Annotated in this window: 20 protein-coding genes; 10 read left to right on the top strand and 10 right to left on the bottom strand. The window is 40.9% G+C overall.

The window, feature by feature from the left end; translation table 11 throughout:
* The first annotated feature begins 103 nt into the window (after nucleotides 1-103).
* Together NWP25_RS17790 and NWP25_RS17785 are read left to right on the top strand one after the other, a co-directional pair.
* On the top strand, nucleotides 104-1,099 hold the full coding sequence (locus tag NWP25_RS17790; protein ID WP_280649829.1) for a J domain-containing protein: 996 nt from the start codon (nucleotides 104-106) through the stop codon (nucleotides 1,097-1,099).
* A 96-nt stretch (nucleotides 1,100-1,195) separates the two neighbouring features.
* Complete coding sequence (locus tag NWP25_RS17785; protein ID WP_374915088.1) at nucleotides 1,196-1,372, top strand: transposase; 177 nt, start codon at nucleotides 1,196-1,198, stop codon at nucleotides 1,370-1,372.
* A 172-nt stretch (nucleotides 1,373-1,544) separates the two neighbouring features.
* Here NWP25_RS17785 and NWP25_RS17780 read toward each other — a convergent pair whose 3' ends face one another.
* The 4 genes from NWP25_RS17780 to NWP25_RS17765 form a co-directional block, all read right to left on the bottom strand.
* On the bottom strand, nucleotides 1,545-2,492 hold the full coding sequence (locus NWP25_RS17780; protein WP_280649830.1) for a 50S ribosomal protein L11 methyltransferase: 948 nt from the start codon (nucleotides 2,490-2,492) through the stop codon (nucleotides 1,545-1,547).
* Nucleotide 2,493: 1 nt separating this feature from the next.
* Nucleotides 2,494-3,387, bottom strand: a complete 894-nt coding sequence (locus tag NWP25_RS17775; protein ID WP_280699910.1) for a bile acid:sodium symporter family protein — start codon at nucleotides 3,385-3,387, stop codon at nucleotides 2,494-2,496.
* 161 nt (nucleotides 3,388-3,548) lie between these two features.
* Nucleotides 3,549-4,895, bottom strand: coding sequence for a DUF3370 domain-containing protein (locus NWP25_RS17770; RefSeq protein ID WP_280656197.1), 1,347 nt, complete (start codon nucleotides 4,893-4,895; stop codon nucleotides 3,549-3,551).
* Nucleotides 4,896-4,939: 44 nt separating this feature from the next.
* Entirely contained in the window at nucleotides 4,940-5,449 is a 510-nt protein-coding gene (locus NWP25_RS17765; protein WP_280649833.1) for a C15 family peptidase, read from the bottom strand.
* A gap of 58 nt (nucleotides 5,450-5,507) precedes the next feature.
* On the opposite strand from NWP25_RS17765, the gene hisH reads away from it, so the two are divergent.
* Both hisH and rsmD read left to right on the top strand, forming a co-directional pair.
* A complete protein-coding gene (gene hisH / locus NWP25_RS17760) occupies nucleotides 5,508-6,143 on the top strand; it encodes an imidazole glycerol phosphate synthase subunit HisH (protein ID WP_280649834.1) in 636 nt (211 codons plus the stop codon).
* Between the two features lie 93 nt (nucleotides 6,144-6,236).
* On the top strand, nucleotides 6,237-6,797 hold the full coding sequence (rsmD, locus tag NWP25_RS17755; RefSeq protein WP_280649835.1) for a 16S rRNA (guanine(966)-N(2))-methyltransferase RsmD: 561 nt from the start codon (nucleotides 6,237-6,239) through the stop codon (nucleotides 6,795-6,797).
* A 25-nt stretch (nucleotides 6,798-6,822) separates the two neighbouring features.
* On the opposite strand, the gene NWP25_RS17750 is transcribed toward rsmD, so the two are convergent.
* Nucleotides 6,823-7,002 (bottom strand): hypothetical protein, encoded by a 180-nt coding sequence (locus NWP25_RS17750; RefSeq protein ID WP_280656196.1) that lies wholly within the window; start codon nucleotides 7,000-7,002, stop codon nucleotides 6,823-6,825.
* A gap of 458 nt (nucleotides 7,003-7,460) precedes the next feature.
* On the bottom strand, nucleotides 7,461-7,574 hold the full coding sequence (gene petG, locus NWP25_RS17745; RefSeq protein ID WP_280649837.1) for a cytochrome b6-f complex subunit V: 114 nt from the start codon (nucleotides 7,572-7,574) through the stop codon (nucleotides 7,461-7,463).
* Nucleotides 7,575-7,782: 208 nt separating this feature from the next.
* Here petG and NWP25_RS17740 point away from each other — a divergent pair, with 208 nt between their 5' ends.
* Nucleotides 7,783-8,157, top strand: coding sequence for a c-type cytochrome (locus NWP25_RS17740; protein ID WP_280649838.1), 375 nt, complete (start codon nucleotides 7,783-7,785; stop codon nucleotides 8,155-8,157).
* Between the two features lie 178 nt (nucleotides 8,158-8,335).
* A complete protein-coding gene (locus NWP25_RS17735) occupies nucleotides 8,336-9,727 on the top strand; it encodes a malic enzyme-like NAD(P)-binding protein (protein ID WP_280649839.1) in 1,392 nt (463 codons plus the stop codon).
* Between the two features lie 174 nt (nucleotides 9,728-9,901).
* Here the strand turns inward: NWP25_RS17735 and NWP25_RS17730 are convergent, their stop codons facing one another.
* The 3 genes from NWP25_RS17730 to NWP25_RS17720 all read right to left on the bottom strand — a co-directional run bounded on the left by NWP25_RS17730 (nucleotide 9,902) and on the right by NWP25_RS17720 (nucleotide 11,624).
* Entirely contained in the window at nucleotides 9,902-10,648 is a 747-nt protein-coding gene (locus NWP25_RS17730) for a creatininase family protein (protein WP_280699908.1), read from the bottom strand.
* Between the two features lie 315 nt (nucleotides 10,649-10,963).
* The gene (locus tag NWP25_RS17725) at nucleotides 10,964-11,236 is read right to left on the bottom strand and encodes a cupin domain-containing protein (RefSeq protein WP_280649841.1); all 273 of its coding nucleotides are present in this window, start codon (nucleotides 11,234-11,236) and stop codon (nucleotides 10,964-10,966) included.
* Nucleotides 11,237-11,258: 22 nt separating this feature from the next.
* Entirely contained in the window at nucleotides 11,259-11,624 is a 366-nt protein-coding gene (locus NWP25_RS17720; protein ID WP_280649842.1) for a Mo-dependent nitrogenase C-terminal domain-containing protein, read from the bottom strand.
* Between the two features lie 824 nt (nucleotides 11,625-12,448).
* Between NWP25_RS17720 and NWP25_RS17715 the strand changes: the two genes are divergently transcribed.
* The 4 genes from NWP25_RS17715 (at nucleotide 12,449) to NWP25_RS17700 (ending at nucleotide 16,641) form a co-directional block, all read left to right on the top strand.
* Nucleotides 12,449-12,766 carry a hypothetical protein gene (locus NWP25_RS17715; RefSeq protein WP_280649847.1) on the top strand — a complete coding sequence of 106 codons (318 nt, stop codon included), beginning with the start codon at nucleotides 12,449-12,451 and terminating at the stop codon, nucleotides 12,764-12,766.
* 175 nt (nucleotides 12,767-12,941) lie between these two features.
* Nucleotides 12,942-14,669: a succinate dehydrogenase/fumarate reductase flavoprotein subunit gene (locus NWP25_RS17710; RefSeq protein WP_280656194.1), complete on the top strand. Its 1,728-nt coding sequence runs from the start codon at nucleotides 12,942-12,944 to the stop codon at nucleotides 14,667-14,669.
* Nucleotides 14,670-15,077: 408 nt separating this feature from the next.
* Nucleotides 15,078-15,578, top strand: coding sequence for an SgcJ/EcaC family oxidoreductase (locus NWP25_RS17705; protein WP_280699907.1), 501 nt, complete (start codon nucleotides 15,078-15,080; stop codon nucleotides 15,576-15,578).
* Nucleotides 15,579-16,023: 445 nt separating this feature from the next.
* Complete coding sequence (locus tag NWP25_RS17700) at nucleotides 16,024-16,641, top strand: TMEM165/GDT1 family protein (protein ID WP_280650201.1); 618 nt, start codon at nucleotides 16,024-16,026, stop codon at nucleotides 16,639-16,641.
* Nucleotides 16,642-16,871: 230 nt separating this feature from the next.
* Here the strand turns inward: NWP25_RS17700 and NWP25_RS17695 are convergent, their stop codons facing one another.
* A complete protein-coding gene (locus NWP25_RS17695; RefSeq protein ID WP_280699905.1) occupies nucleotides 16,872-17,738 on the bottom strand; it encodes a tetratricopeptide repeat protein in 867 nt (288 codons plus the stop codon).
* Nucleotides 17,739-17,759: the final 21 nt, after the last annotated feature.

The raw sequence follows: 17,759 nt of genomic DNA, 5'->3' as shown, positions 1-17,759 counted from the left end.
AATTTAAAATCAGAGTTTGTTGGGGCTGGGATTTTGTTCAGAAAAAACCAAGCCCAGGTTTTAGGAAAAAAACATAGCATAAATTTTTATGGGAGGCTGGTAGATGGCTGCAACTGACTTTAAAGACTATTACGCAATTTTAGGAATCAGTAAAATTGCCAGTCCGGAAGAAATTAAACAAGCCTTTCGTAAACTAGCCCGTAAATATCATCCTGATGTCAACCCAGGTAACAAGCAGGCGGAAGCTAAGTTTAAAGAAGTGAATGAGGCCTACGAAGTGTTGTCAGATGTGGATAAGCGCAAGAAGTATGATCAATTCGGTCAATACTGGAAACAAGTTGGCCAAGGTTTCCCATCTGGTGGTACGGGTGTGGATATGGGTGGCTTTGATTTTAGTCAATATGGTAGTTTCGACGAATTTGTTAACGAGTTATTAGGGCGTTTTGGTGGTCCTACCCCTCGTGGTGGACCGCAAAGCTACTCTTATCGTAGTTCCACAGGTAGACCTAGTGGTTATGGTGGCTTTAATGATTTTGGCTTTCAAGATGTAGGTAGGGGTGCTGCCCAAGACACAGAAGCGGCAATTAATTTAAGTTTTAGCGAAGGGTTTACTGGTGTTAAAAAGCGGTTTAGTTTGGGTAATGAAACCATTGAAGTTCGCATCCCGGCTGGTGCTAAAACTGGTACTCGGCTGCGGGTGCGTGGTAAAGGTCAATTAAACCCCGCGTCTCAACAAAGGGGTGATTTATACTTAAAAGTTGAACTGCAACCACATTCGTTTTTTCAATTTGAAGGTGATAATATTGCTTGTGAGGTTCCCATTACCCCAGATGAAGCTGCTTTAGGAGCTTCTATTGATGTCCCCACACCTGATGGTGCGGTGAATGTAAAGTTACCAGCGGGAGTGCGTTCTGGTCAATGTCTCCGGTTGCGGGGCAAGGGTTGGCCTTTAGCTAAAGGTGGACGTGGCGACCAGTTGGTGAGGGTTGCCATCGTACCACCAAAAGACCTCAGCCCACAAGAGCGGGAATATTATGAAAAAATTCGGGCTATGCGTACCTACAATCCTCGCATTCACTTAGAGCAGTTCAAGCTTTAAGCTTCGCCGGTTTAGAAAACCGGAGATTTCTGAAGAGTCCATAAACGAACTTTGTTATGCTGAGTTAAACAGCCCCCACGGACTCCGCCAACGTCAATTCCTAGCATCACCGCTACCTTTGTCAAAAGGTTAGTAGCTTATTCACTTAGGCGAGAATTTCCTGGGTTACTTAAACTTCCTAGTTTGTGGACTAATAGTTGTTTTTACTCTACTGCTGGTCAAGTTTCAGCAGATGTTATTAAAAGATATATAGAATATCCGCATCATAGTTAGTTATTGGGAGCGAATTTATTGGCTCCATGGCAGTTCTTCCACTGCCTAAAGCCCACTGGTTCCGTGGCTTTGGCGATTTTATTGTGAAAGCTGATTGAGGGATAACCGTTCCCGTGGTGCTATTGATGTAAGAAATAAGTGTCTAGACTTGTCTGGGTTTTGTGCGGCACTGTCAAGAATTATATTTATGGACAAGGGCAACCCATTCATTTAATCGTTCACAATCAGTGGTCTCGAATCCTACTGTGTTCAAGGCTTTAATTACGTTTTCTTCATGATCTGTCGTGAATCCAGCTGTAATTAGTACTCCTGTGTGTGGTTGATTCTGACGCAGTGATCGCCGGAAGTCATGGGCAAGGTTAATATGTACCCGTGCCAGTATATTGGCGACAATTAAATCAAATGTGTTTTCTGGTTCAATTTTTGGTACATAGTCAACCGTGTTTCCACCCATCCAATGCCCCAAGTCACTGCCACATCCTAGACTACCTAACATTACCTCGACTTGCTGTTCTACACCATTAAGACATACAGCTTTTTGAGTCGCTTGTACAGCAAGAGTATCATTATCTAGCGCTAAGATATGGGCACCAAGCTTTGCCATTGCTACACTCAAAATCCCTGAACCAGAGCCAAGGTCTAGCACCCGCATATTAGGGACAACATACCGTTCCAGTAGTTGCAGGGTCAGAATAGTTGCAGGATGTAAGCCGCTACCAAAGGCTGAAGTTCTCTGGAGTTTTAAGTTGATTTTGTCTGGTATTTCCCATTGATTAGGTTTATCAGAATTTAATACAACAAATCTTTCTCCTATTGAATGTATGATTGACTGCGGTACATCTGTGATTTTTTCTCTAACAATAGTTTTTTCAACTGCTGTTGTCATTCCAGTTCTATGCAAAGGCGAAAGGAGGTTGACAATTTTTTCTACACGTCTCCCGGCGTTGACATCGTAGGCTACATATAGACGAACTGTAAATGTCCACTGAGAATTAGCCCCTGTTAGTTGGTCATATTTGGTAATATAAACATCATTAATATCAATAGTTTCAGCTAGCAAGGTACAAACCCAATCAACCGCTTCATGGGTTGTATCGAGATTTAATTCGATCCAAGACATATTATTTTCCTAAAGTTGATGCTTTTGACAAGCTTTGGCGATGACTAGCCCACCAAGCAAATCCAGCACTAGTCCCAAACATTACTAAGCTGTAAATGGCCCCAGGAATAGCCATTGTGGGACTATTAAGCAATGTAGGCGAAGAAGCAATGGCTATGGCTAAAGTGCCATTTTGAATTCCTACTTCTACTGTAATTGCCCTCGCGGCTTTTTCTCCTAAACGAGTTAAAGTGGCGATGCCAAAACCTAAGGCCATTGTCAGCAAATTCAATATTAAAGTCACCAATCCGACATCAATCACATAAGAAATAACATTATTTCTTTCTCGCAGCAGCACCCCAGCAATCACCACCGCCAAGAAAAATAAAGACAACCACTTGACAGGTTTATCTACCTTCTCTGCTATTCCGGCAGCATACCCCCTAGTTACCATCCCAATTGATACTGGTACAAGTGTCATCACCACAATCTGCAAAATGCTGTTTAACAAAGGTAACTCTATTGTTGTTCCTGCTCCCAAAAATGTCTGCATTGAGAAATTGACTACTAGAGGAATGGTAAAAACTGTAATTAAACTACTGATAGCTGTGAGCGTCACAGAAAGAGCGACATCTCCCCCTGCCAAAAAAGTAATCATGTTAGAAGTAGCACCACCCGGACAGGCAGCTAAAATCATCACACCTACCGCTAATTGGGGGTCAAGGGGAAACAGTGAGGCAATACCAAAGCCCACAATTGGCAACATGATTAACTGCGCCACCAAGCCAATTACCACGGCTTTGGGATAGATAACAATTAGTTGAAAGTCCTCCAGGGTCAAGGATAAACCCATGCCTAGCATAATGATAAACAAGGCCATGGGCAGAAAAATGGCTGTGAGAAAATTTGCTTCCATCCTTAACCCGTATCGGTAACAGTAAAAATTTCCTCTGGATTATACCCCACTCACTCTCAAAAGAGAGCATTTAACTTAATTGCCGAAGAAAACCAAGACAATACGTAATTAAACCTACAGACTTTGAGCCTGTGGGGGTTTTGGCGAAATGGAGATATTGACTATTGAGTTGATACTGTTAATACCTGGGGTGGTGTGGCATCTGGCGGATAAATTAAGTCTACTTCAACTAATCTGCGATGGCCTGGTGGCATATTTAATAAGACCAGGGGTTCCCCGGGTTGACCTCTTTTTTGTACTAAATGAGTAAACTGAGTTTGTGGGTGACCTTGGTCATCTGTGTAACGTACCCGCACTGTTCCCCGGAAAAATACCTGCGGGGCTGTTGTTGTGAAAAAGCGTAATCCTTGCTTTAGTAAATTATTTTCTTTGATTGGTGTTTGTAGAGATACACTCACTGTTTGATGACTTCCGGTGTGATTATGTAGTGGCAATTGCAAACTGTATTGAATGCCGTAGTTCCCATGGGCGGCGTAAGCAGTATCAGGATAACGTACCAACATGGGGGCGGTTTGAATTTGATTTGTGCCTAAAGTACCACCATGGAGGCTACTCAAAGGATAGGAAAATGCTCCTCCACTTTGGGGAATTGTTAAGTATTGAGCTTGGGGATTATCTACGACTAAAGATTTCCACAGAGAACCTTGAGCGACTCCTGCTACACGTCCATAAATTCTCGGTTGGTCAGTTTTTTCTAAAGGTGTAGGAACTTTATCCCGTGGAGTTGACAATTCACCGTTATTAAGTAAGTTTTCCCACTCTGCTAAAGTTGGGGCACGTTCAGTACCATCAGCATTTTGACGGGCAAATAAAGCCATACTAGCTGCATAAACTTTGCCACTAGTTTGCAGTCGCATCAATGTAGACCGACCATTTAAAGGTGGTGTTAGTTCTTTTACTGGTATGGGCAAATTTAATAACATCTGATTTTGTCCTGGGGGAATGAGAATTTGGGGGGGGAAAATGTCTTGTCGCCTTCCCCTTAATACATCAGATGTGGCGCGATCGCCTGGCCCCGCAAAAATATTACCTAAAATATTTGGACTGAGGGGTGGTAATTGAATAAATGGTGCATCTGGTTGACTTAAATAACTTGCTGCTTGCAAAATATTGACTGTTAGTGGTTGAGGTCCAGGGTTATGCAACATAATTCCCAGATGCAGCGATCTTAAATCTTCGGGTGGTTCAGCCCTAGCAACGTGGTGGGCAAAAACATCGAATCGTCCTTGAAAGCCATAATTTAGGTGGGCTTGTGTTACCTTTTTGCCGCTGGCTGGAAAAGTAGAAAGTAAAATTCCTTCTTTTAATACCAACTCTGGACTATTGCTGTTAAAAACAGGCACGGTATTGAGTTTTCCTGGTAAAGGTCGAACTTCTTGCTGGTGTACTACTTCTTGCGGTGCCGGTGTGGATTGGGCAATTATGTTATTTAGTAATAATTGTAACATGACATTGAGTAAATTTCTTACCCTTACAGACGGACAAAACTTGATCAAAGTGCCAGATTGTCAATAATTAATAAGAAATCAGCTAATATCAATGGCAAATTTTCTGGGTTTAACACTGGAATATGGGCAAAAATACATTGTGAGGGAAGCTGATTGTGGTACAAGTAATCCAAAACTGAATAGTAAAGACCTTCACAAACAAATTTACCGCTATCGTGGCTAATCTCAATTGCTGTTGCTCCTGCTACTAATTTTTCCAAATTAATAGATGTATGCAAAATACTTTCCCCACGGCTAGCAATGGCTTCTAGACTTAGTTTTGTCCTACTAGCAGCCATACCACAACAGATGATGTAATCGGGTTGAAGTTCAACAATTTTTTGAATTACTTGGCAACTTGCTAGATCTACATTCACAGGTAAGGAGCGTAAAAATTTCAAATCATGAGGGAGGGCGCCAAGTTTGCTGACTTCCAGTAATAAGTCATTGGCAGAATTTGACTGTTGATCCCTCAACCAAGTGTCAAAGGAAGTTAATAGTATTCTTTTCGCCATAAGAAATATTATTTAGAATAGAAATACCCTCCATAATACATTTACAAGGAGTAGGTCAATGCCAGTCATTGCAGTCGTAGATTACGATATGGGAAATTTGCATTCAGTTTGCAAAGGTTTAGAAAAAGCTGGAGCAACTCCTCACATTACTCATTCTGCTAAAGATTTGTCGCTAGCAGATGCAGTTGTATTACCTGGAGTGGGGGCATTTGATCCCGCTGTGCAAAATCTGCGCTCCCGTGGTTTAGAACAACCTATTAAAGATACGATCTCATCTGGTAAACCCTTCTTAGGTATCTGTTTGGGATTGCAAATTTTATTTGAATCCAGCGCAGAGGGTACTCAACCAGGACTGGGAGTTGTGTCCGGAACAGTGCGGCGGTTTCGACCAGAACCAGGAATTACTATCCCTCACATGGGATGGAACCAATTGGAGTTCACGCAACCAAAAAGCATTTTGTGGGAGCATTTACCATCTGAGCCTTGGGTATATTTTGTTCACTCTTACTATGTTGACCCCAGTGATCCGGAGGTGCGAGCAGCAACCGTTACCCACGGAACTCAAACTATCACAGCTGCTATCGCTTGTGAAAATTTGACAGCAGTACAATTCCATCCAGAAAAGTCTTCTAATATAGGGTTACAAATTTTGTCTAATTTTGTAGCTCAAGTCCGGGAAAAAATTGCTGCTTAATTTCACTTTTAGTTTGTAATTTTATCGTTTGTTGTTTCTCCTTTGTCATGTTTTTTTCCTGACTGATGATAAATGACTAGTGGCTAATGAGCAATGACATTGAGAATTTACGGAAATCGTCAGATAAAAACTTTACCTGGGCAAGATACTAGACCGACCAGTGCGCGGGTAAGGGAGGCAGTGTTTAATATTTGGCAAGGAACAATTTTAAATTGTCGGTGGTTAGATGTATGTACTGGTAGCGGTTCCATGGGTGCAGAGGCTTTGTGTAGAGGGGCTTGTTTAGTAGTAGGAATTGAAAAGTCAAAACGCGCGTGTGCTATTATTGAACAAAATTGGCAACAAGTAGCTAATAGTGAACAAAAATGGCAAGTCTTGCGAGGAGATGTGACCCAGCAGTTAAAAAACTTATCAGGGCAGGAATTTGACAGAATTTACTTTGATCCGCCTTATGCTAGTGGATTGTATCAGCCAGTTTTGGAGGCCATCGCCCATCATAATTTATTGGCTGTTAACGGTGAAATAGCTGTAGAACATCATCCCGAAGGATGGATAGCGCCCGTAATTCCCCATTGGGAAATTTGCCGGGAGAAGGTTTACGGTAATACGGCGCTAACTTTCTTTGATTTCTCCCCTGGATGGAATCCTCTGTGATTCTAAACTGATGTTGCTACCCAGGTTAAAGCCATGCTAGCCAACGTTTACGATATGATTTATTTAACCTCTTAAGCAAGTGATATCGCTTTGGCCGAGTCAAGGATGCGCCACCCACCTCAACTAGAGCTAAATCTAGCTGTGTGGCTACTTTTTTCAAGATGTTTGCAGCACCAGTCTCATCTGCGGAAGTTAATAATTCCATTGTAGATTTATGTAATCCACGCTTTACCGTTTGTCCTGACGGTTTCCTCCATCCTAGGGTTTTTTCGCCATGGTTGAGAGGTTGTGGTCATCTAGGTAAGATGCTTCTGAAGTATACCCTTCTTCTGTTGCGCTAACAACAATACCATATTCACCGGCTAATTCCTTTAATCTTTGAATTATCCTAGCTGTTGAAATTGGGACAAAGTTATGATTATTTGCTTTACCTGAATTGGCATTGACTTTTGTCCTTCATTCCAGCCAATAAGTATATTTTCTATCTAGTCATTCAATCTAGTTGCCTTGTTGATGGTATCTCGTATCTGGTTATTACCCTTGGGTTGAATAGGGTCAAGGTTAGCATCCCAATAAAAATCAGATTTACCCTGTTTATATTTGGCAACTAAAGACAACAACCTTCTGTAGAGATACGTTTAAACGCATCTCTACAAAGAAATTTTAACCCCCCAACTGGTTAGGACGCTTGTATTGCTTGTAAGCAGCGTAAAATAGCCCACCAAGGGTGACAAAAATCAGACCGAGGACAATACCTGAGAGCAGGGGTTCAACCACTTTAAGTCTCCTGTTTGCAAATATTCAACATTCCTTTCCGTTCTTAATTCTACCAAATTGGGGATGAATCCCTTATTTGACAATGTTTTTCTCTGAGCAATGATCACAAAAAAATTATCATTTGTGCTTGCAGACACCATCAAGAACTTTTAAGCTATGTGTAGGAAATAAAAAACTTTTAGTAAACTTGACTTTGACGGCAAACCTTTTGAATAACCAGATTACCAAACCAAAAACTCGCATACAGTGGATCGCTTTGTTGGCTGCGGTGATGCTGCTAGCAGCTCCTTTGGGCATTTTTGGTGTTCAAATGGTTAGAGCTTCTGACCCTTATGTTAAGAATGTGCTTTCCCTCAAAGGAGATATAGTACAAGGAAATGCTATCTTTCAAATTAACTGTGCTGGTTGTCATGGACTAGAAGCAGATGGGCTAGTCGGCCCAAGTTTGCAAGGGGTTTCCAAGCGCAAGTCAAGATATAAGTTGATCCACCAAGTGATTAGCGGCGAAACACCCCCAATGCCAAAGTTTCAACCTAGCGCTCAAGAAATGGCAGACTTATTGAGTTATTTGGAGAATTTATAGTTTATGGAGGTCTCGTTCCGCCGATAATGCCTGACTTACTCACTATTTTGATGATCCCACGGCCGTAAGTTGTGGGATTCTTGGTAAATAGAAGTAAAGTTTACAACTTTCTTCAGGCGATGGCTACGATTTAAGAAAAATTCGATATAAAATCTAAAGCTTGAAGTCAAAAATTACAATGACGAAGCTAACTCCTAATTCTAGTTTTAGTTTGACCTTGCGTTTGCAAATTCCCAACCGTGTGGGGATGTTAGCATCAATTACCCAGTCCATCGCTGCCAGTGGTGGTAATTTGGGGCAAATTGATTTGATTGAGCAAACTCGCCATCAGTCTACCCGGGATATTACTGTGGATGCGGCTAGTACTGAACATGCTGAGACTATTGTCCAAGCAGTGAAAGCATTGCCAGATATTAAGTTACTCAGTGTATATGATCGCACTTTTAATTTGCATCGTGGTGGTAAAATTAGCATTACTAGTCGTATTCACTTAAATAGTGTTTCTGATTTAGCAATGGCCTATACCCCAGGAGTAGGGAGAATTTGTACTGCCATCGCTCAAGATCCAGAAGAAGTTTACAACCTCACCATTAAACAAAATACTGTAGCTATTGTTACAGATGGCAGTGCTGTTTTAGGGCTGGGAAATCTCGGCCCATGTGCAGCTTTACCAGTTATGGAAGGTAAAGCGATGCTATTTAAGGAATTTGCTGGGATTGATGCTTTTCCTATCTGTCTTGACACCCAAGACACAGATGACATTGTGCGGACTGTGAAAAATCTCGCTCCGGTTTTTGGTGGTGTTAATTTAGAAGATATTGCTGCACCTCGTTGCTTTGAAATCGAAAAAAGATTACGAGCAGAGCTAAATATTCCCGTGTTTCATGATGACCAACACGGTACAGCTATTGTCACCTTGGCAGCGTTGTTTAACGCGTTAAAAGTAGTTAATAAGTCAATAGCAGAAGTCCGCATTGTCATCAACGGTGCTGGGGCTGCTGGTGTAGCGACCGCTCGGTTACTTCGCAAAGCTGGAGCGGAAAAAATTTGGATATGTGACTCCAAAGGAATTCTCTCTAGCAACCGTACTGACTTAACCCCAGAAAAACAAGAATTTGCTGTTAAAGCCCAAGGAACTCTGGGGGGTGCAATGCAAGGCGCAGATGTATTTATCGGTGTGAGTGCACCGGGAGTTTTAACACCGGAAATGGTACAAGCAATGGCCAAAGACCCAATTGTTTTTGCTATGGCTAATCCGATTCCGGAGATTCAACCAGAATTAGTTAGTAAAGTTGTAGCCGTTATGGCTACAGGTCGTAGTGACTACCCCAATCAAATTAACAACGTTTTGGCTTTTCCCGGGGTATTTCGTGGTGCTTTAGATTGTCGCGCTGAGACTATTAGTACCAATATGTATTTAGAAGCAGCCAATGCGATCGCTTCCTTAGTTAAACCTTCAGATTTGAATCGGGAACACATTATCCCTTCAGTCTTTGATAAACGGGTTGCGGCTGCTGTTGCAGCTGCTGTACAACAAGCAGCTCGTCAAGAAGGAATTGCTAAGAGCTGATTTTGCCAGAGTAGGAAATTGAGGCTGTTGGTAATTTTTCACCTCATCTCATTCCTACTCCCACCGATCATGGAAATCAAGAAAACCAGCTCGTTGCACTGCTTATTGTCCTGAAGGAGATGAAGGGAGTTTAACACATTGCCTTACTGCTGGGCTGGTTTTATGTAATAAATGCTATTCTGGGTTCAAAAATTCTAAATATCCATTGCTAAGTTCCTTGACTGCGAGATCATAAAATTGCTTACCGTGTTCTGGTTTTGCTAAACCGGGATTTGAACCCATGCGTCCATCTGGGTAATGGTTGCGGAAATCAGTTGCACTATAAATCCTGTGTCCACTGGGAACTTTCGATGAGAGGGATGCTTGTTTAATAGCCTGTGGATAAACATACTGAGTGATAGCTACTTCACTGGGAGTAGCATGAGAACCTTCTTCGTCACCGTATAATTCTTGAGCGAGTTTGTATACAGAACTGCACATAAACCAGTTAGCAAGTTGACATTGTACCTGTTCAGCATTGCTAATTTGCAAATCTTCCAAGTGAGCGTAAGTTTCCGAAAAAGCAGCTTTGAGAGTGGCAATATTACCACCGTGTCCATTGATAAAATAGAACTTGCTAAAACCTGCTTTAGCTAAACAAGTTAGATAATCTCGTATTACCTGAATTAGAGTACTAGGACGGAGACTAATTGTCCCAGGAAAAGCTGTATGGTGTAATGCCATGCCCACATTGATTGTAGGGCCAACCATCCCCTGAGTTGCTTCACCGACACCACGAGCGATGGCTTCTGCACAAATAGCATCAGTACCAATTAAACCAATGGGGCCATGTTGTTCGGTGGAACCAATAGGAAGAATAATACCCCGTGATTGTTGTAAATAAGCTTCAACTTCTGGCCATGTACTTAAATGTAGTAGCATTGTAATAATTAAATCACTCCAAATCTTTTTTGTAGGGTGGGTTGGGCTAGGGGACAACACACCATCCTTAATTTTAATTACCTAAACAAGTCTCATTGATAAACTATGATATGTCATTGCCAATGTAACTAACGGGAACAAAGCGATGGCAACAACTAAATTTGGCTAATATAGTAAAATCACAGGGACACAGCCTTACTATGTCCCCTGTCCTTGTATTAAATTTACATCTGATCCATTCTAGGAATTTTTGCACTGTACACAATCAAACAACCCAAAATACCAAGAAATCAATTCGTGAGTTTTGACTATTAACTAATCAAAGCAATAATGTTTTTTTACATCGCTGATAATTTCCCATGTACAAGACATTCCAGCGGGAAAAGTGACCAAATCGCCTTTACCCATTTGCACTGGTTGTCCACCATCAGGGGTAACAATAACATCACCTAGCAAAAAATAACAAGTCTCTTGTGTATCATAATTCCAGGGAAATATAGACCTTTGTTTCTGCCATATTGGCCATTTGAACACACCTAACTTGTTGAGATGCTCTTCACTGGGTTGATGATCAATTTTAATTTCCATGCTATTTTTTCTTGGTTCTAATTTAGTAGTATGGTTGAATGTCTTCTCCACACTCGTCTACTAAATAACACAAAGCGCGAAATCGCAGGGCAACAAATTGATCATACAGTGGGTTCAGCTTACACAAAGGAGGAATATGAGCTATTTTACGACCAAATAGGATAATATTACGCTCAAAAGGACACTGCGCCGGAATTAACTTAGCAAGAAAATGAGCGAATTCACGATTTTTAATTTCGAGGTTGTCTAGCCTTGTACGCAATGGTTGAAGTAAATGGAATTTCGATTTAGTAGATTTATTTTGACTAGCTTCTGGATGATTTGCTTCTACTTCCACAGATTTGATAAAAGCGGGTAGGATAATATCCTGATTATTTGTCTTAATCATAGTTCTAAGCAAGGACTTCCTTGTATTGATAAATTGTTTGGCAATTTAGAACTTTACCATGCAATCTATGTCAGTGAATTATATTGTGGTCATCAATAAAACGAAGACAAGCATAAAGTGAGTAATTTGCATAGAATTTGCTGGTAAATAATTCAGTTAATTTATATTAAAACGCACTGAATAATGATTAACTGTCCCGTTAAATACAAAATAACAAAGAAAATATAAAAATGGTATTCCATTAACTTATACTTATTATTTGCTGAACATAAACATGATGATCCCCTCAGTTATATTTGACTTTATAGTTCAGAAACTACCCAGTAGTTTAAATTTTGCTTTTGCCTGGAAAATAGGGTATAACCTTGACTTCACATAGGGTTAAGTTCTGGCTATTTTTTTTCCGACTTCGATTTTAGGGCATTGCTAACAAAAAAAAAAGTTATTTTTACTACAAAAGTTCTAATGGATCTTATTTAGTCAACCGGAGAATATCGTTTGATAAGCAGAAACTAATCTCATTGTGGCAATAACTCACCAAAACTCAGATGATCAGATTTGATCTCGTACAGGAGAAATAAGTCTTTTGTAACCGAGTGATTACCAAGTCTTAAACAAATATAATCACAACTCTAAGTATCATTAAGCATAGCAAAATCACTGAGGCACAGGGAGGAGATGTAAATTACAGTTTCTGAAAAAATAATTTTTAAGTTATATTGCGAATTTTGCCAAAATATTGAGAAATTGACTCCAAGCCAAACATAGCTTTAACGTAGAACCTATGGGAGAAAATTGAAGCAAATATAAAATATGATGGAATGATGGACAAAAATAATACTCAAAAATATCGGGTTGTCTGTACCCTGACCTTTGGTGATGTCTATGGTCAAATAATTATTTGGTTAATTACAATCACTATTAGCTTGGCTTCGGCCTTGGCGTTGATGGGTGCTAAACGTCCTGTGTATGCTTTGGCAACGGTGGGTCTTGTAGTTCTTTTATCGTTCCCATTCTTACTGTTTGCCTTCGTGACTACGTTGTTGAATCATATTGAACTTACAGCTGTATCTCCAGGAACTAGGACTGAACCGATACCGGGTAATATCTCTCAACAAAAACCAGTGGAAGCAACTAGCTGATTTGAGTGTTGATAACAAATCTCCAAAATCTTATTTTTACACCCTGTTAACAGCAGGGCATTTTTTTTCTCTGGGAAAATATCTGAAAGCTTCTCACACCCTGGGTGAATTTATTTTTATCTTGGGATTTGCATCTTTAGAATAGAAGAAAAACTTATTGCAGACAGGGTTAATTATGCTAGAACATGATGTTATTATCGTTGGGGGTGGGTTAGCAGGATGTCGCGCAGCTGTGGAAATTGCTCGCACTGACCCCAGTTTAAATGTTGCTGTGGTTGCTAAAACTCATCCCATACGTTCCCATTCAGTAGCAGCCCAAGGAGGGATGGCAGCTTCACTGAAAAATGTTGATTCAGAAGACAGTTGGGAATCACACGCTTTTGATACGGTCAAGGGGTCTGACTATTTAGCAGACCAAGATGCAGTGGCAATTCTCGCCCAAGAAGCTCCAAATGTGGTTATTGATTTGGAACACATGGGTGTTTTGTTCTCGCGTTTACCTGATGGTCGCATTGCTCAACGCGCTTTTGGCGGACATTCCCACAACCGCACTTGCTACGCTGCTGATAAAACTGGTCATGCTATTTTACACGAATTGGTCAATAATTTGCGGCGTTATGGTGTGCACATTTATCAAGAATGGTATGTTATGCGCTTGATTTTTTCAGAAGGTCAGGTTAAGGGTGTGGTGATGTTTCACTTGTTAGATGGGCATATAGAGGTGTTACGTGCCAAGGCGGTAATGTTTGCCACTGGTGGCTATGGTCGGGTTTATAATACAACATCCAATGATTATGCTTCCACAGGTGACGGTTTGGCAATGACTGCCATCGCTGGCTTACCTTTAGAAGATATGGAATTTGTGCAGTTTCACCCCACGGGTTTGTATCCAGTAGGAGTGCTGATTTCGGAAGCTGTCCGGGGAGAAGGTGCGTATTTAATTAATAGTCAAGGCGATCGCTTTATGAAAAACTACGCACCCAGTCGTATGGAACTAGCTCCTCGTGATATTACATCACGGGCGATCGCTTACGAAATTCGTGCTGGTCGTGGTATTCATCCCGACGGTAGTGCAGGGGGGCCTTTTGTGTATCTTGACTTGCGACACATGGGGAAAGAAAAAATTATGAGTCGTGTTCCCTTCTGTTGGGAAGAAGCCCATCGCTTAGTCGGTGTTGACGCAGTAACTGAGCCTATACCCATTCGCCCCACAAATCACTATTGTATGGGTGGTATCCCAGTTAATACTGATGGTCAAGTTCGCAGCAGTGGTGATAATTTAGTTGAAGGCTTTTTCGCTGCTGGTGAAACGGCTTGTGTATCTGTGCATGGTGCTAATCGTCTAGGTAGTAATTCTCTGCTTGAATGTATAGTGTATGGCAAACGTACAGGGGCAGCCATGGCCCAATATGTGCAGCATCGTAAGTTACCTACTGTGAATGAGTCCGCCTATGTCGAAGAAGCCCAGCAACAAATACAAGCCTTAATAGAACAATCAGGAAAATATCGCATTAACCAAGTTCGTCAAGCATTCCAAGATTGTATGACTGAATGCTGTAGTGTTTTCCGTACTGAAGAGTTAATGCGCCAAGGTTGGCAAACAATGGCAGAATTACAACAACAATATTCGCAAATTTATTTAGATGATAAAGGTAGCTGTTGGAATACAGAACTAGTAGAAGCCTTAGAATTGAGAAGTTTGATGGTAGTGGCACAGACAATTCTGGCCTCAGCTCTTAGTCGCAAAGAAAGTCGCGGCGCACACTTCCGGGAAGATTATCCCCAGCGCGACGATGCTAATTTTCTACAACATACAATGGCTTATTATTCACCAGCAGGTATTGATATTCAATATCGTCCTGTAATGATTAATATGTTTGAACCAAAAGAGCGGAAGTATTAAGTTTTATTAGCAATTTTTCTACGTGCAATTATGTATCTAAAAAAACTAGCATCCCATCCCCTAACAAAATTGTGTATCTGTAGTAAGGAAGTAAGGATAGAAAATATTCTCAATAAATTTATGCAAACTATGTAGCAATTATATGTAGTTTAACAATAGTTAGATGATTAGACTTCCGACATCTTCAAGATGTCGGTAATCTTTATTTTGCTAACTTTGACTATTAAAATAAATAAATAAAATATACATAGTTCTTTACTTCGTAATTCAGCTTTATATGCCAATATTTTCTATATATCAATTCAATCTTCCAAGTTTGAAGTGTTATAATATCCTCTTTACATCTGTCCCTTGTCACAGTTAGGTTGGAGTATTTACCGTTCACTTTTCTGTCAACACCAAAAAGTTATGAGAATGACAACTGCTCGGTTAGCCTTAACATCAATTTTTGGGGCAGCACTCGCTTGTTCAAGTATAATGGCAGGAACTCCTGTGCGCGCCCAAAGTAACTGTCCCAAAGTTACTAGACCGGAGATTGCGGCACTTTTCGACCGATGGAATAATTCTTTACAAACAGGTGATCCAAATAAAGTTACGCTTAATTATGCTGGAAATGCTGTTTTATTGCCGACAGTTTCTAACAAAGTGCGGCGAAATCACGAAGAGATTCAAGACTACTTTGTGCAATTCTTGCAAATGAAACCGGTGGGCAAAATTAATTACCGGAATATTCGCCTTTATTGCGGTGTAGCCATTGATTCAGGGATATATACATTTAGAGTGATAAACAATGGTCAGACTCAGGAAGTTCCGGCAAGATATACCTTTGTCTATAACAAATTGGGTGATAAATGGCTAATTGCAGAACATCACTCTTCAGGGATGCCAGAAACAACTACTACCAAATGACTTGTTTAAGAGGTTAAATAAGCCATATCACAAAGGTTGTTTACCATGGCTGAAGCCTGGGTAGCAACATCAGTTTAGAATGCCCTGTGATTCCATCCAGGGTAAAAGTCAACTGCAAACAAAACATAATTTGAATTACTCCGCAGCCCACAAGTTTTTTGCCAGCAATAACAAATATTGCTTGACTCATACTAGGGGTAGATGTACAATTGCAGTCAAACTGAAGGGGAGTAGCTGCTGGCAGTAAGTTGTCATTGACAAGCCAGTATATTTGAATCAACACACTGGCGATGAGCCTGGTTCAGATGACAAATAAATATTTTCAAGTATTTGGAAGCGAGACCTTCACTAAGTTTACACAAAACAAATGTGTGAGCTTTAGTGAAGTGTTTTTACTCTCATTGAAGCTCCACACAAGTAAAAAATACTTAAGGAGTTAGAGAGAGTGTTAACAGCATTTACCGCGGGTTTGTTACTAATTACAATTTCCGAGTTAGGGGATAAGACTTTTTTTATAGCTGTAATTTTAGCGATGAAGCACTCGCGACAGCTAGTATTTATTGGGGTATCAGCGGCATTAGCTGCCATGACAATTCTATCAGTAATATTCGGCAAAATTGTATCTTTCTTGCCACAAAATTATCTAAATTATGCGGAAATATTTTTGTTCCTAGCTTTTGGGATCAAACTTTTGTATGAGGCGAGTAAAATGTCAGCCTTTACCAGTGATGCAGAAGTTGTAGATGAGGCTAAAGAGGTAGTAGAAAAAGCGGACTTACAAAGAAAGTCAAAAACACCATTAGCAATTTTTATAGAAGCTTTCACACTCACATTGGTGGCAGAATGGGGCGATCGCACACAAATTGCCACTATTGCCTTAGCTGCAAGCTATAACCCCATGGGAGTCGCTACGGGTGCAGTGTTAGGACACATTATTTGTACAGCGATGGCTGTGGTCAGTGGGCGAATGATTGCGGGACGCATTTCTGAACGTCAACTCACTTTTGCGGGGGGATGTTTATTCCTGATCTTTGGTGTGGTTGCTGCTGTGGAAGGAATCTGATGATTAAGTCTCCCCAGTTTAGAAAACCGGGGATTTCTGAAGAGTCCATAAACGAACTTTGTTAGGCTGACTTAAACAGCCCCTACTGATTCCGCCAAGATCAATTCCTAGCATCACCGCCACCTTTTTCAAAAGGTTAGCAGCGCCATTACAGTGTGCATTAATCTTGAAACCATCAGAAGTTTTATACACTCCGCCACTAACTCGTTTTCCCCTTCTTCGAGATATATTTATTGTTGAGAATCTGAAGGGGTTGCTGGGGATTCACCAGGGGTAGAAGTTGGTGACGCAGCGGCGTTGTTAATTTCGTCTTTGTACTGAGCAGGTGCTAAAGCCACAGCGCTATCAAATAAAGGTTTAGCTTGTTCCAGTTTGCCCTGTTCTCTCAAAAGCAATGCTTTTGCTAAAACGGGACGAAAATCTTGAGGGTCTTTCTTAATTGCTTGATCATAGACAAAGGTGGCTTGAGGATAGCGTTTCTGGGAAGCGTGAACAGTACCTAATAGTACTTGTATAGCTACCGTATCCACACTTCCCGGCTCACTTTTGGTTTCTTGATCTGCATTAGATAAGGTATTTTCCAGTAAAGCAACGGCTGCTTCAGGACGTTGCTGTTGCAACAACAGAGCTACCATCCCGCGCAAGGCCTTTAAATCACGAGGTTTGGTAGTAAGAATTGAGCGATAGGCTTGAGCCGCTCCTTCTTGATCGCCTATTTGCTGTTTTGCTTGGGCTAATAGCACTCCATATTCCGAGCTTTCTGGATTGAGTTGAGCGAGTTTTTCTAAAGGTTGTATTACCCCTTGAATATCACCTTGTTTTAAACTGAGAAGTTGTAGCCTGGCTTCTAATAAGCCATTGAGGGCAGTTTGATTTTCTGGTTCCCGTTGCAAAACCAGTTCATAACCTCGTGCTTGGTCTTGCAACTTTGATAATTGGTCAGAAGAAGGTACGCTGCTGGTGCTAGCAGTATTTTGGTTTGAGGGCGAGGGATTATTGATTGCGCTAATAATCGGAATTACCGAAACCCCTATAAAGGCACTAACTGCCAGCGCTAAAATGATCCTAAGTATCCAACGATTGCGCGGTTGAGACACAGTTTTGTTTTACTCCAGAAT

Origin of the sequence: Umezakia ovalisporum Ak1311, from assembly GCF_029891685.1 — a bacterium.
Classification (GTDB): domain Bacteria; phylum Cyanobacteriota; class Cyanobacteriia; order Cyanobacteriales; family Nostocaceae; genus Umezakia; species Umezakia ovalisporum.
Note: the sequence above shows the minus strand (reverse complement) of the source record. Positions and strands in the feature narration are given on the sequence as shown.

Bases quoted from the DNA above. Each gene is read 5' to 3' on its own strand.
- NWP25_RS17725 (WP_280649841.1), bottom strand. From the start codon at position 11,236: ATGGAAATTAAAATTGATCATCAACCCAGTGAAGAGCATCTCAACAAG.
- NWP25_RS17750 (WP_280656196.1), bottom strand. From the start codon at position 7,002: ATGGAATTATTAACTTCCGCAGATGAGACTGGTGCTGCAAACATCTTG.
- NWP25_RS17705 (WP_280699907.1), top strand. From the start codon at position 15,078: ATGAGAATGACAACTGCTCGGTTAGCCTTAACATCAATTTTTGGGGCA.
- NWP25_RS17765 (WP_280649833.1), bottom strand. From the start codon at position 5,449: ATGGCGAAAAGAATACTATTAACTTCCTTTGACACTTGGTTGAGGGAT.
- NWP25_RS17730 (WP_280699908.1), bottom strand. From the start codon at position 10,648: ATGCTACTACATTTAAGTACATGGCCAGAAGTTGAAGCTTATTTACAA.
- NWP25_RS17770 (WP_280656197.1), bottom strand. From the start codon at position 4,895: ATGTTACAATTATTACTAAATAACATAATTGCCCAATCCACACCGGCA.
- hisH (WP_280649834.1), top strand. From the start codon at position 5,508: ATGCCAGTCATTGCAGTCGTAGATTACGATATGGGAAATTTGCATTCA.
- NWP25_RS17710 (WP_280656194.1), top strand. From the start codon at position 12,942: ATGCTAGAACATGATGTTATTATCGTTGGGGGTGGGTTAGCAGGATGT.
- rsmD (WP_280649835.1), top strand. From the start codon at position 6,237: ATGACATTGAGAATTTACGGAAATCGTCAGATAAAAACTTTACCTGGG.
- NWP25_RS17790 (WP_280649829.1), top strand. From the start codon at position 104: ATGGCTGCAACTGACTTTAAAGACTATTACGCAATTTTAGGAATCAGT.
- NWP25_RS17720 (WP_280649842.1), bottom strand. From the start codon at position 11,624: ATGATTAAGACAAATAATCAGGATATTATCCTACCCGCTTTTATCAAA.
- NWP25_RS17780 (WP_280649830.1), bottom strand. From the start codon at position 2,492: ATGTCTTGGATCGAATTAAATCTCGATACAACCCATGAAGCGGTTGAT.
- NWP25_RS17735 (WP_280649839.1), top strand. From the start codon at position 8,336: ATGACGAAGCTAACTCCTAATTCTAGTTTTAGTTTGACCTTGCGTTTG.
- NWP25_RS17775 (WP_280699910.1), bottom strand. From the start codon at position 3,387: ATGGAAGCAAATTTTCTCACAGCCATTTTTCTGCCCATGGCCTTGTTT.
- NWP25_RS17715 (WP_280649847.1), top strand. From the start codon at position 12,449: ATGGACAAAAATAATACTCAAAAATATCGGGTTGTCTGTACCCTGACC.